Raw genomic sequence first — 13,445 nt, forward strand, 5'->3', positions numbered from 1 at the left:
CGTCGAGCGGTCAGCCCGCGAAACGGTCGGTCGCGGCGCGCAGCGCCCTTTGGATGCCGGGCTCCGTCGCCGAGTGACCCGCGTCGTCGACGACGACGAACTCCGCCTCCGGCCAGGCCACGTGCAGATCCCATGCGGTCATCATGGGCGTGCACACATCGTGACGCCCCTGCACGATGACCGCGGGGATGTGGCGGATGCCGTCGACACCGGCGATCAGCTGCCCTTCGTCCCACCACCCGCGATTCACGAAGAAGTGATTCTCGATCCGCGCGAAGGCGATCGCGGTGTCCGTGTCGGACATCGCCTCGATCTGCGCGGCATCCGGGCGCAGAGTCACGGTCGACGCCTCCCACCGCGACCAGGCGACCGCTGCCGGCGCGTGCACCGCGGGGTCTGCGTCGAACAGTCGCCGGTGGTACGCCTCGATCATGTGCGAGCGCTCGAGCACCGGGATGGGAGCGAGGAACTCCTCCCACAGGTCGGGGAACAGAGCGGCGGCCCCGCCCTCGTAGAACCACTCCAGCTCTTCGCGTCGAAGGGTGAAGATGCCCCGCAGGATGAGCTCGCTGACGGCGTCAGGGTGAGCCTGCGCGTAGGCGAGCGCGAGGGCACTCCCCCATGAGCCGCCGAACACCTGCCACTGCTCGATGCCGAGGTTCTTGCGCAGCAGCTCGACGTCGGCGATCAGATGCGCGGTGGTGACGAAGCGGAGGTCGGCATCCGGCGCACTCGCGTGCGGTGTGCTGCGCCCGCAGCCGCGCTGGTCGAGCAGCACGATCCGATACACCTCGGGGTCGAAGAACCGCCGCTGCCAGGGCGACGTGCCGCTGCCCGGTCCGCCGTGGAGGAAGACCACGGGCTTACCCTCGGGGTTGCCGCTGACCTCCCAGTACACGCGGTGCCCGTCCCCGACGAGCAGCTCGCCCGTCTCGTGGGGGTCGATGGGCGGGTACAGCGCGTCGAGGTCCATCGTCGCCGCCTACAGCTCTTCGCCGGAGACGGTCAGCGGCTGCTCGCACACGTCCAGCCCGTTGCTGTAGCCCTGCGCGAACCAGGCCTTGCGCTGCACGCTCGTGCCGTGCGTGAAGCTCTCGGGGTTGACCGTCCCGGATGACTGCTGCTGGATGTTGTCGTCGCCGACGGTGTTCGCGGCGTTCAGGGCGTCCTCGAGCTGCGCCTCGGTCGGCGCCTGGAGGTAGGGAACCCCGTCGGGGTCCTTCTCCTTCGTCATCTGCCCGATCCACGCGCCCGCGTAGCAGTCGGCCTGCAGTTCGACGCGCACGCCGTTGCTGTCGGGTCCCGTGCCGTTGTTCGGGTACTTGTCCATGACCCCGGTGATGTACTGGATGTGGTGGCCCCACTCGTGCCCGACGATGTAGAGCTGAGCGAGGTTGCCGGCGGATGCACCGAACTGCTGCTCCATCAGATCGAAGAAAGTGGGGTCGATGTAGACGGTCTCATCGGGCGGGCAATAGAAGGGACCGACCGCGTTCGACGCCGTGCCGCAGGCCGTCGAGGTGGCGCCGTCGACGACGATCAGCTGCGGCGGACGATAGGGGTCGACGTAGTCCTCCCAGTAGCCGTCGAGTGCCAGCTGCGATGCGGCGACGCGGCAGTCGACGTTCTGGTTGGCGTCCTCGCCGGTCTTGCAGTTCTCGATCACACTGCCGCCCTGCGGCTCCGTCCCGCCACCGCCCGTCGCACCGCCGCCCAGGAGGCCGGTCAGGTCGATGCCGAGCAGAGGCCCGGCGATCAGGGCGATGATGCCGAGCAGGCCGACGCCGCCCGCTCCGGCGACGACGGCACCGCGGCCTCGTCGGCGGGCTGTGTTGCCGGAGACGTCCGCGTCAGGGTTGAAGGTCATGCCACGAGGGTACTCTGCACCCGGGCTCGCACCGTCGTAGGCTCGACGCATGACCACCACCATCACGCTCACGGGTGCGGGCGGACAGATCGGCTACGCACTGCTGTTCAGGATCGCCGCCGGAGACCTGCTGGGCCCCGACGAGAAGGTGCGGCTGCGGCTGCTCGAGATCCCGCAGGGGCTCGGCGCCGCCGAAGGGGCAGCGCTCGAACTGCAGGACGGCGCCTTCGGTCTGCTCGAGCACGTGGAGGTGACGGACGACCCGGCCGTCGGCTTCGACGGCTGCGATCTCGCTCTGTTCGTCGGGGCGCGCCCACGCGGCCCCGGCATGGAGCGCGGAGACCTGCTCGCGGCCAATGCCGGCATCTTCGGCCCCCAGGGTGCCGCGATCGCCGCTCACGCCGCGGACGGCGTGCGGGTGACCGTGGTCGGGAACCCGGCGAACACCAACGCTCTGATCGCCGCGGCCTCGGCCGACGGCGTCCCGGCGGAACGATTCGCGGCACTGACTCGGCTCGACGAGAATCGCGCCAGAGCGCAGCTGGCCCAGACGCTCGGCGTGCCTGTCGACACCGTGCGCCGTGTGCCGATCTGGGGCAATCACTCCGCCACGCAGTTCCCCGACGTGTCACATGCGACCGTGGGTGGCCGACCGGTCGCGGACGCGCTCGAGGCCATCGTCGGCGATGTGCCCGCGTGGCTCGATCAGACCTTCATCCCGCGGGTGGCCAAGCGCGGAGCCGAGATCATCGAGGTGCGGGGCTCATCGTCGGTGGCCTCCGCCGCGAACGCGACGATCGAGCATGTGCGCGACTGGGTGCGCGGCACCGACGACTGGACCTCGGCCGGCGTGGTCTCGCACGGCGAGTACGGTGTGCCGGCCGGCCTGATCTCGTCGTTCCCCGTGCGCTCGGTCGACGGAGAATGGCAGATCGTCGAGGGGCTCGAGGTCAGCGAGTGGGCGCGCACGCGCATCGACGCGTCCGTCGCCGAGCTCGTCGAGGAACGGGACGCGGTCAGGGCCCTCGGGATGCTCTGAATAGTCACCGCTGGGGCCTCGCGCAGGGCAGAATGGATGCCGGAGGTGCGCCATGAGCGAGACGATCGATCCCATGAAGGCGACGGCATCCGTCGACGAGGCCCTGACGAGCCCGCTGCATCTGCCGCACGCGGCGGCGGAGTGCCCCAAGTGCTTCACCGAACTGCAGCAGAATCGCGACTTCTGGCTCGCTCGTCCGGACGGCTCGCGTCTGGTCGGCCTCGTGGTCTCGCGCGAGGGGATGCCCTCGGTCGTCGAGCAGCGCGACGACCTCACCCGTTTCGGGGTGCCGATCGAGGGATTCCGTCATCCCGCTCCCGACATCCTCGAGAGCTGGAGCGATCGGCTGTCGCGCCTGATCAGCACGCTGAAGACCGGGGACGTCCTCGTGGTGGCGAACATCAACGCTCTCGGGCGTGACGCCGAAGAGGGCGCGCGCACCGCCAAAGAGCTGCGTCGCCACGGCATCATCGTCAAGGTGCTCAGCCACGACGCCCGCCACTTGGCCGACGCCGCGCGCTGATCACCCGCGGTCAGACGGCGCGAGCGCCGGCCGACCACGTCGCCGAGGTCACTGGTAGCTCGGCGGCACCCACAGCAGCTGGGCGGCGACCAGCCCGCGATCGCGGCTCACGATCTGAGCACGTCCCGGGATCGCCGGGATCGCCTTGACCTTGCCGATCAGCTGTCCCTCCTCGGGGCTTCCCGAGAGCAGGATGCCGGTGGCGCCCAGGTCGGTCATGCGCTGGATGATCGGATCGTAGGCCGCGCGGCTGGCTCCGCCCGTGCGCCGCGTGAGGATCACGTGGAGTCCGAGGTCGGCGGCCTGAGCGAGCAGCGGCGCGAGCACGGCCACCGGGTTGCCCTGCGACGTCGACACGAGGTCGTAGTCGTCGATCAGCACGAATCCTTCGGCGCCCTTCCACCACGACCGCGAGCGCAGCTGGTCGGGCGTGACGTCGGCGCCGGGGATGCGGCTCTGGAAGAACTGCGCCAGCTCGCTCATCCCGCCCTCGGTCATCTCGTGCGAGGTGAGATAGGCGCCGAGATACTCCTGCGGGATCTCGCCCAGCAGTGCTCGACGGTAGTCGACGACGAAGATCTTCGCCTCGGTCGGACCGTACAGACGCATGATCTCGTGCACGACACCGCGGAGCATCGAGGACTTGCCCGAGTCCGCGTCGCCGTAGAGATAGAGCAGCGGCTCGTCGAGCGGGTCGATCGAGAACGGGGCGAGGTTGGCCTCGTCGATGCCCAGGAGGATCTCTCGGGGCTCCGAGCCGTCCGCCGTCGCAGCGGCTGCGACAGCCCGCAGATCGCTGTGACTGATGCGCGACGGAAGCAGACGAAGCTTCGGACCGGCCGGACCGTGCCAGGCGGACGCCACCCGTGCGACCAGGTCGTCGATGCCGTCGGCGAGCGAGGCGGCGTCGTCGACGCCGTCGATGCGCGGAAGCGCGGTGAGCATCTGCAGCCCGTTCTCATTCAATCCGCGACCCGGGATCGACGTGACGTTCTCGGCGGCCTTGCGATTGACTTCGGAATCCGTCGGGTCGCCGAGGCGCAGCTCGATGCGCGTGCCGATGAGGTCCTTGATGTTGGCTCGGACCTCCATCCAGCGCGATGCCGTGATGACGATGTGCACGCCGTAGGTGAGGCCGCGCGCAGCGATGGCCTGGATCTGCGGCTCGAGCATCTCGAACTCCGCGCGCAGGGTTCCCCAGCCGTCGACCAGGAGGAAGATGTCGCCGTACCCGTCGTCCGCGAGGCCCTGAGCCCGGCGCTGGCGGTAGGTGTCGATCGAGTCGATGCCGTTCTGACGGAAATAGACCTCGCGAGCGTTGAGCAGGCTCGTGACCTCGGCGACCGTGCGGCGCACGATGTCAGGCTCCGAGCGCGTGGCCACGCCGCTGATGTGCGTGAAGCGCTGCAGGCCGGTGAAGCTGCCGCCACCGAAGTCGATGACGAAGAACTGCACCTCCTGCGGCGTGTGCGTGAGCGCCAGCGCGACCAGTGCGGTGCGGGCGAGCGTGCTCTTTCCGCTCAGCGGAGCGCCGACGATCGCCATGTGACCGGCCGCGCCGCCGAGCGAGATCGCGAGGTTCTCGCGGCGCTGCTCGAGCGGCACATCGACGATTCCCAGCGGCACGGTGAGCGCGCCGGCTCCTCGCCAGCGCGGGGAGATGAGCCCGAGAGCGGGGTCCTCCACGAGATCGCCGAACAGCTGGTCGAGGGTGGCGGGGGTCTCGAGCGGCGGGAGCCACACCTGGTGGGCCGCCGGCCCGCGTCCGCTCATCATCTCGACGGCGATCTCGAAGGTGTTGCGCTTCTCTTCGGGCTCGGCGTCGACGACGACCTCGGGCTCGTCGACGGGGGTCTCCGCGCGCCAGACCGGCGCGGCGGTGAAGAGCTCGACGGCTGTCGATCCGGTGCTCTGGGCGGAGCCGGATGCCGCCCGACGCCGACGGCGGGGAGGAGGTCCGGACACATAGGCGGCGCGGAACTGCGTCATCGTCTCGGTGTCGGACTTCAGGATTCCGGCGCCGGGCTGGGTGGGCAGGTGGTACGCGTCCGGAACGCCGAGGACGGTGCGCGATTCCGCTGCGGAGAACGTGCGGAGGCCGATCCGGTACGACAGGTGCGTGTCGAGGCCGCGCAGCTTGCCCTCCTCCAGGCGCTGCGACGAGAGCAGCAGGTGCACCTGGAGCGATCGGCCGAGACGGCCGATGTTCACGAACGTGTCGACGAACTCGGGCTTCGCCGACAGCAGCTCCGAGAACTCGTCGGCCACGATGAGCAGAGCCGGGAGCGGGGCGAGGTCGGTCCGTCCGCCGCGGCGCGCCTTCTCGTAGTCGGCGACGTTGGCGAAGGGCCCGGTCGCCCGCAGGAGCTCCTGACGCCGCACCATCTCGCCCTGCAGTGCGTCCTGCATGCGGTCGACGAGCGAGATCTCCTCACCGAGGTTGGTGATGATCGCCGACACGTGCGGCATCTCCGCCATGCCGGCGAAGGTCGCGCCGCCCTTGAAGTCGACGAGCACGAAGTTGAGCTGCTCGGGGGAATGCGTCATCGCGAGCGCGAGAACGAGCGTACGGAGGACCTCGGACTTGCCCGAACCGGTCGCGCCGATGATGAGACCGTGCGGCCCCATGCCCTGCTGAGCCGACTCCTTGATGTCGAGGATGAGCGGGCTGCCGTCTTCGGTCTGCCCGATGGGCACCCGGAGCCGATCGCGCTCGAGGCGAGGCGACCACGCCGCGTCGAGGTCGAGATCGCGCACGTCGGGAAGTCCGAGCAGCTCGACGAGCTCAGCCTGATCGGTCGCGCTCTTCTTCTTCGCGATGGTCGTGCCACCCGCATAGAGGGCGATGAGTCGACGGGCTGTCGCTTCGGCCTCGACGATGCTGATCGCGTCGGCTTCGAACGGCCGCGCTGCCACCTGCAGGCTGACGAGCTCGGCCCTGCGTCCCTTGTCGCCCGGCTCGAACGCGATGCGCAGGGCGTTCGGATCGTCGAGATCGCCCCACCGCGAGGGGAGGTCGATCACGGTCACACCCTGCACGCCGTCGCCGCTGACCAGCGCGTCGTTGAAGGATGTGCTGACCCCGTCGGTCAGGATCACGATGTGCGGCACCTTGGCGCCGGATCCGTCACGCGCGAAACGCGACCGCTCTCTGACCTCGGACGGGAGCATCTCTTCCAGCTCCGACAGCTGCGAGCCGATCATGCGCGCAGCGCCGAGGCCGTCCGTGACCGTGCGCGAGTGCGTGTGCGGCAGCCATTTCGCCCACTCCCACTGCGGAAGCACGGCCGCGTCCGCGGCGACGACGATCTGCACGGTGTCGGGATCGTGCATGGTCGCGAGGTGCAGGAGCATGGCGCGCGCGAGGCCGCGGGACTCGTTCTCGTCTCCCGTGATCTCGACGCGCGCGTAATCGCGCAGCGTGACGCCGAGCGAGAGGTTCTTCTGGATCTCGTGCGTCAGCATGAAGCGGTGCGCCGCCGACGCGGCGACCGGATCGAGCTGGGCGAGCGGCGGCAGCTCCGGCGCCTCGAGCGAGATGCACAGCGGCTGGTCGCTCGTGCCGACGCGCACGGTCAGGAAATCGGGGTCGTTCACGCCGCGTTCCCACACCCTGGTGCGCTCTTCGGCGATGTAGGGCAGCGCGGACGGTGCGGGGAGATGCCAGTTCGCGGCGCGCCGCTGCTGGCGGGCTGCGACCCGCACGGTCTGGCGCAGCTCGGTGAGGTAGGCGAGATACTCGCGGCGGGAACCGAGCGTCGCAGCCTGCCGCTGCGATCGCTGACGCCATCCGTTCACCGCCACGAACCCGAGCGACGACAGCAGGAACATGCCGCCGGTGAGCAGGCCCGTCACCGACTGGTTCGACATCGTGACCATGACGATCGCGCCCACGCTGCCCAGCATCGGCAGGAGGGATCCGAGGATCCCCATGCCGCCGTCGTTGGGCTGCAGCTCGGGCGGAGCCTGGACGGGGAGCTTTCCGGAAGGGACACGGGGCGGCGCGAGGCGGGGTCCTGTCATGCTCTCTCTCCGGCGCTGCTGTCTGTGGCCAGCAGGAGGCTGATGGTGAAACTCCGGTTGCCGATCCGCACCCGGTCGGCATCGTCGAGCAGAACACGCTCGCCGGCGACGAGCTCGGTCGTCTGCCCGTCGTCGGATCGGATGTCGGAGCCGTTGGTGGATCCGAAGTCCGTCACCCAGGTCCGGCCACGGGAGTGCTCGAGACGCAGATGCGTCTTCGACACCGAGGAGTCGGGGTCGGTGACGGTCACGAGTCGGTCGTCATGAACGCTCGCCACCGGCGCCCGTCCGAGGTTCACCGCGAGGGGCAACCCCAGCTGCACACGCTGGCCGGTATCGAAGATCAGGAGCAGCGCTCCGGACTCGGTCGCAGGGGCGGGGGCGTCGGACTGCTGAGCAGCCGCGGGCGCGACGGTGAAGAGCGGCTTGCCGTCGCCCTGAACGCCTGCCGCGGCGGCCTCGACGCGGTGTGATGCCGCGCGGGCGTCGGTCGGCTCGGAGTCCTCGTCGACGATCGACGGCTGAACGCCGAGAGGCACGACCTGCGGAGGAGCGAGCGGAGCGGCGACCTCGACCATCGTCGTCTCCTGCTGTGCTTCCGCAGCCGCGCGCGGCGGGATCGCGACGACGACGGTGCCGGCGACGCGATCGGCCCAGGACTGACGGCGACCGCCACGATCCCACGCGCTCGAGGCGACGACGATCCAGCTGCCGACGACGACGAGGAATCCGGCGCCGGTGATGATTCCCCGCACGAACTGGCGCCCGACGCCGGGCGAGTACGGCCGGTCGCCGCGAGAGGCCCTCAGACGCAGCACGGCATTGCCCAGCGTGAGTCCGGTGCGCGCTTCGAGCACGCACAGGAAGATCGCGAGCTCGGCGACCGTGAGGCCCGCGAGCAGCATGCTGCGAGTGGTGATGAGGACGATGGCCGCGGCGAGGATGACCGCGGCGGTATCGAGCGTGAAGGCGGCGATCCGCGCTCCGGTCCCCGCGGGTGCGCCGGCGATGGCCGGACCGAGCCCGTCTTCGGGTCGCCTCGCTCTGGCGCGCGTCGAGACGATCGGCGTGGGAGCCGGAGGCGTGGATCCGGATCGGAGGGGTGCGCCGTCGACGCCGGGCGCAGCCGCGATCAGCGCTGGCGGCAGTGCAGGGACCTGCCCGAGTTGGCCGGAACCGGGCTGCACGGGTGGGATCGCTCCACCGCCCGGCCAGGACTGTGGCTCACCGTTCCCGCTCATCCGGCCATCATTCCACGAACGAGGGACAGGACATCCGCGTAGAGCAGTGCTGCGGGAAGAGCGAGGGCGACGGCGAGCCACTCGAAAGCGTCACCGAAGCGCGACCAGATGAGCGAGCTCGCTCCGCGGGAGACCGGAATGATGACGGCGACCGCCGCGAGACCCACCGCGAACAGCACGGCCGCGCCGAGCACCTGCAGGCCCGCGCCCAATGCCGCGGCCGCCTGCAGTCCGGCGACCACCGACACCACCCCCGCGGCAGCACGCGGGAGCCAGCGCAGGATGCGTGACGTCGTGTGCCGAGGCGTCAACAGGAGTGCGAGCGTGACGCAGACGAGAAGCGCGATGCCGCCCGAGATCACGAAGGGGTCATCCGGCCAGGGACGCAGGAAGGCAAGAGGAGCCATGAGAGCGGCGACGATGCTCAGCACGGCTGTTCCGGCGATGAGTCGTGCGGACGAGTCGTCGACGACGGCGATGATGCGCTCGGGTCGCAGCAGGCCGACCGACTCCGGAATCGCGCCGCGTACCGTCCATCGGCTGGTCATGAAGTGCTTGTAGTCGATGAAGTAGCCCTCGGGGAGGTTCACGAGGCTGCTGGGCAGTGCGCGCAGCCCGAGCGGCACGAGCCCGAGCGAGATGGCGGCAGCCTCGGCCGGCCCCCAGCGCACCAGCAACGACAGCCCCCAGACCGCCGCAAGCCCCACGAGGAGAACGGTCGCGGTTCCTGCGGCCGCACGCATCGGACGGGCCCGGGCCGAGACGGCGATGACTGCGGTGGTGACGCCCGCGGCGAGGAATCCGGATGCCGCAGAGAGGTGCGCGCTCGCGTCGAGCTGAGCCGGGATCAGGAGTGCTCCGGCGGAGAACGAGAGGAGGACCGGCGCGAGGACGCCGAGGACGCCGCGCACACCCGCAGCGGAGTCGCGGCGCGACCATGCCACAGCTCCGCCTATGGCGCCGATCACGAGGAGGAGACCGACCAGGAGCCTGAGCAGCGGATCGCCCGCTCCCTGGGCGAAGACCGCGACGAGCAGAAGTCCGCTGACCCCGAGCATCCACCATCGGGCGCCGTGATCCGCGCGCGACGGTCGTTCGGGCGACCCCGTGGGTCGCGCCTGAGGCGCGAGTGCTGTGCGGTCGACCAGCGCATAGAGACCTCCGTCGACGAGGTCTTCGCATTCGGTGTCACCGGGGATCTCGAATCCGCCGGGACCTATCGTCGCGAAGCGATCATCCGTCGACAGTCCGCTGAGGGTGAGGGCGTCGTCGAGGGTCTCGTCGAAGGGAAGCGAGAGGTCGAACCGACGGTCCTCGCTCTGGAGAACGATCCGACGCCGCTCTACCGTTTCGACTGACATACCTGAACCCTATCGACCGTGAGAAGCTGCCCACTCCATGGCCCCATCCGACCACTGACCACACAGACGCGGGGGTCGTGGACGGCACCCGCCGTCCACGACCGCCGCTGCGATTCCGATCAGCCTGCGTGCTCGTCGCGAGAGCCCGCCTGGGCTCCCTTGGCACGCGGACCGCGCTCTTCGTCGTCTTCGAGCTTCGGGGCGATGGGACCGCCGAGACCGGAGCGCTTCGCCTTCTCCTCCTCGTCGGCGCCTGCGGCGCCACCCATCATTCCCATGCCGGGCCGCATGCCGGAGCCTGCGGCACCGGACGAGCCGGCCGCACCTCCCGCGCCACCTGCACCAGTGCCGACACCGCCGACACCGCCGCCCACACCGCCGGGACCGCCGACCCCCGAGCCGAATCCACCCGCGCCGCGCGCGCCCACTCCGCCGACGCCGGACTTGCCCAGCAGACCGCCACCCGTTCTCTGGCCTGCACCGGACGAGCCGCCGAGTGCAGAGCCGCCGAGGGTGCCCATGCTGCCGATGCCCGCGATCTTCGATCCGGCAGCGATGGCCGCGGCTCCCGCGCCGCCACCCACGAGGCCGCCGATGCCGCTGCCCGCGCCCCCGCCGATGCCTCCACCCGGGAGGGTCGAACCGGGATGCAGCGGATATCCGCCGCCCGTTCCTCCACCGCCACCGGTGCCGGGACCTCCGGGCAGCACGCCGCCGCCGGGGAAGTCGACCGACGGATCGTCGACGCCCGTGTCGCCAGGCCCACCGGGACCGTCGGGGTCGTACTCCCAGTCCTCGGGGCCGCCGGGGTAGGTCGGGGACGTGGGGTAGTCGGGGAACGTCGGATTCGTCGGCGTCGGAGGGACGTACTCGCCGACACCGCCGCCGCCACCACCGGGCTGGTATCCGCCGCCACCGGGGACGTACCCGGAGGGTCCTCGACCGATGTCGGGCGAATCGATCCTCAGGCTGTCGATCTCGCTGTCGTTCGTCGAGTCATCATTCTCAGCCGGGCCCTTCGACGAACGGTAGTCGACCTCGTTCATCGCGCGGGACGCCTCGATCAGCTTGGTCGTCGGCTCCGACAGCGACGTCTCGACCTTCTCGACGACCTCCCGCGCGGCCTCCTCACGCTGGTTGCCCAGGAAGTCGCCGATGGCGCCGAGCGCCTTGTCCGCCGCGAGGGGACCGAGGACCGGGTGGACCACGAACGATGCGCCCTTGGCGGCGTTCGCCCAGAAGGGGTCGATCGATGCCGAGGGCAGCTCGGCGGCCGCGACCTCGCGGCGAGTGGAGTTCCCTTCGACGACCGCGGAGTCGACGGCCTCGACGATCCTGAGAATGGATGTCACCTTCGACCGGATCTCGTCGATGTCAGCCGTCGCGCCCTTGGCGGACTCGCCCTCCCAGAACTCGGACAGGCGCACCGCCGAGAGTGCGCGCTCGAGAGACGTGAAGGCGTTCGTCACGGCCGAGAGCCGCGGGATGATCGAGTCGTCGAGCTGCCGGATGCGGTTCAGTTCCGCCTCGTACCCGCCCGGGCCCATCTGCTTACCGGCCATGGTTTCCCCCTTGTTCGGTGGTCTGTCGTCGTGAGGAGCGTGTCAGAACGATCGCCAGGATGATGCCGCCGATCACCAGCACGAGGAGGATGATCCCGCCGATGATCCAGGGCGTCATCGGCGACGCCTGCTGATCGGGCTGCTCGGCGCCCGGCTCGTCTGTCGGCGACGCTGTCTGTGCGCCGCCGAGCGCCGCCTTCGCCGCGTTCACGTCGCTGAGAGACGGCTGCGCATACGTGTCTTCGGTGTCGAAGAGCGGATTGACGTCGGGGTATTTCGACGGGTCGACCGCGAGCATGCCTGTGAGCGAGGCAGCTCCATAACCGGTGCTGTTGTTCCACTCCGGCTCGTGCTCGCCCTTCGTGCCCGTGTTGTGGATCAGGCTCTGGATGAGCTGACCGGCGGTCGCGTCCGGGTACTTCTGCTTGACCATCGCCAGGAAGCCCGCGACGATCGGCGTCGAGAACGACGTGCCGGAACCGATCTGCTGGGCGTCCCAGGAATCCGGCGTCCCCTGCAGGAGAAGTCCGACACCCGGGGCGGCGACGACGACATCGTCGGCCAGGTTCGGCTTGCCGTTCGTTCCCGTCTGGATCTTGCCGTCCTCACCGAAAGCCTGCACCGCGACGACTCCGTTGAGCCCCGCGGGCCACAGGCTGATCCCATCCTCGTTCGACATGCCGGCGACGACGACCGCGTCGGCGGCATAGGCGTCGGCGAGACCCTGTCGCATGTTGATGCTGCTCCCGGAGGAGATCGAGATGATGTCCGCGCCATCTGCCGCGGCGTCGGAGATCGCACGGTCGAGAGCGAAACGACCGTCGTCGCCCAGCTCCTCTCCGTTCTCCTGGAGGCACTCCACGTCGCCACCGTCGTCGCCGACGACGCCGTCGAGGATGCCGGTGCTGTAGAAGCGCACCTCGGCCCCCGGCGCCACTCCCTCGACCGGGGCACCGCCGGCCGGCGCCTCGCCGGTCCCGGCGATCATGGAGACCACCTGCGTGCCGTGAGAGGACTCGCCGTACTCGGCCGAGACGGACGGATACGCCGTGCCGGATGCGTCGAAACAGTAGGAGGAGTCATCGACGGTGACATTCGCGCCGCGGAGCCCGATGATGTCGGGGTTGATCTGGCTGTCGATCACGGCGATCGTGATCCCCGACCCGTCGAAGCCCGCGTCATGCGCCTCCTGGACCTTGCCGCGGTCGAACCACCACAACCCCGATGACGCCGCCGCCGCTGTCGCGCTCGACGGCACTGCGATCGCGGCGGCCAGCGCCAGGGCGCCGACCGCGGCGACCGCTCCGCGGCGTCTGCGTCTCATCAGTAGTCGGCCTCTTCGGGCTCATCCGCGGTCGTCGACGCGGACGCGTCGACTCCGGCCGAGGCACCACCCGTACCGTCGGACGATGCCCCCGTGGACGTCGCCCCGTCGACCTCTCCCTGGGCGACTGCCGAATCGAGCAACGACACGATGAGATTCGTCTCGTCGGCGAGCGAGGCGTCCTGCTCGGCGATCTGCAGCACGGCGGCGCGGATGACGTCGTGGGTGTCCTGGATCTTGGCGATCGTCCTCGCCGTGGCATCTCCCATCGACTGCGCGGCATCGGCGACCGCCTGCCGGAACTCGACGGTGGCCTTCGACGAGCCCCCCTCCGAGACCGCCACCTCGGACGGGCTGGGGAACTCCTGCAGCTCACGCAGGATGCGCTTCAGCTCAGCGAACACTCCATCGAAGTCGATTGCGATGCTCATCGACGTCCCTCCCCTTCACAACGGCACATGATCCGAATCGTCTGCTGCGCCCTCCGACCCGACAGCCGAACAGC

The 13,445-nt window shown here is 69.8% G+C and carries 10 protein-coding genes; 2 read left to right on the forward strand and 8 right to left on the reverse strand.

Going from position 1 to position 13,445, the window contains the following annotated elements:
* Positions 1–10: 10 nt before the first annotated feature.
* Both pip and AB0N61_RS14215 read right to left on the reverse strand, forming a co-directional pair.
* The gene (gene pip / locus AB0N61_RS14210) at positions 11–973 is read right to left on the reverse strand and encodes a prolyl aminopeptidase (protein WP_363365005.1); all 963 of its coding nucleotides are present in this window, start codon (positions 971–973) and stop codon (positions 11–13) included.
* Positions 974–982: 9 nt separating this feature from the next.
* Complete coding sequence (locus AB0N61_RS14215) at positions 983–1,867, reverse strand: neutral zinc metallopeptidase (protein ID WP_167946638.1); 885 nt, start codon at positions 1,865–1,867, stop codon at positions 983–985.
* A 49-nt stretch (positions 1,868–1,916) separates the two neighbouring features.
* Here AB0N61_RS14215 and AB0N61_RS14220 point away from each other — a divergent pair, with 49 nt between their 5' ends.
* Together AB0N61_RS14220 and AB0N61_RS14225 are read left to right on the forward strand one after the other, a co-directional pair.
* Complete coding sequence (locus AB0N61_RS14220) at positions 1,917–2,906, forward strand: malate dehydrogenase (RefSeq protein ID WP_363365006.1); 990 nt, start codon at positions 1,917–1,919, stop codon at positions 2,904–2,906.
* A 52-nt stretch (positions 2,907–2,958) separates the two neighbouring features.
* Entirely contained in the window at positions 2,959–3,429 is a 471-nt protein-coding gene (locus AB0N61_RS14225; protein ID WP_185274861.1) for a recombinase family protein, read from the forward strand.
* 48 nt (positions 3,430–3,477) lie between these two features.
* Here AB0N61_RS14225 and eccCa read toward each other — a convergent pair whose 3' ends face one another.
* From eccCa to AB0N61_RS14255, 6 genes are all read right to left on the reverse strand, one after another.
* Complete coding sequence (eccCa, locus tag AB0N61_RS14230) at positions 3,478–7,452, reverse strand: type VII secretion protein EccCa (RefSeq protein WP_363365007.1); 3,975 nt, start codon at positions 7,450–7,452, stop codon at positions 3,478–3,480.
* Positions 7,449–8,693 (reverse strand): FHA domain-containing protein, encoded by a 1,245-nt coding sequence (locus AB0N61_RS14235; RefSeq protein ID WP_363365008.1) that lies wholly within the window; start codon positions 8,691–8,693, stop codon positions 7,449–7,451. Before AB0N61_RS14235 ends, eccCa begins: the two co-directional genes overlap by 4 nt.
* Positions 8,690–10,054, reverse strand: a complete 1,365-nt coding sequence (locus AB0N61_RS14240) for a hypothetical protein (protein ID WP_363365009.1) — start codon at positions 10,052–10,054, stop codon at positions 8,690–8,692. Before AB0N61_RS14240 ends, AB0N61_RS14235 begins: the two co-directional genes overlap by 4 nt.
* A gap of 119 nt (positions 10,055–10,173) precedes the next feature.
* Entirely contained in the window at positions 10,174–11,616 is a 1,443-nt protein-coding gene (locus AB0N61_RS14245) for a hypothetical protein (protein ID WP_363365010.1), read from the reverse strand.
* Positions 11,606–12,940, reverse strand: coding sequence for a S8 family serine peptidase (locus AB0N61_RS14250; protein WP_167945430.1), 1,335 nt, complete (start codon positions 12,938–12,940; stop codon positions 11,606–11,608). The genes AB0N61_RS14245 and AB0N61_RS14250 overlap by 11 nt, the downstream gene beginning before the upstream one ends.
* On the reverse strand, positions 12,940–13,371 hold the full coding sequence (locus tag AB0N61_RS14255; protein ID WP_363365011.1) for a hypothetical protein: 432 nt from the start codon (positions 13,369–13,371) through the stop codon (positions 12,940–12,942). The genes AB0N61_RS14250 and AB0N61_RS14255 overlap by 1 nt, the downstream gene beginning before the upstream one ends.
* Positions 13,372–13,445 lie beyond the last annotated feature (74 nt).

The organism is Microbacterium sp. NPDC089320, from assembly GCF_040684875.1.
Lineage (GTDB): Bacteria > Actinomycetota > Actinomycetes > Actinomycetales > Microbacteriaceae > Microbacterium.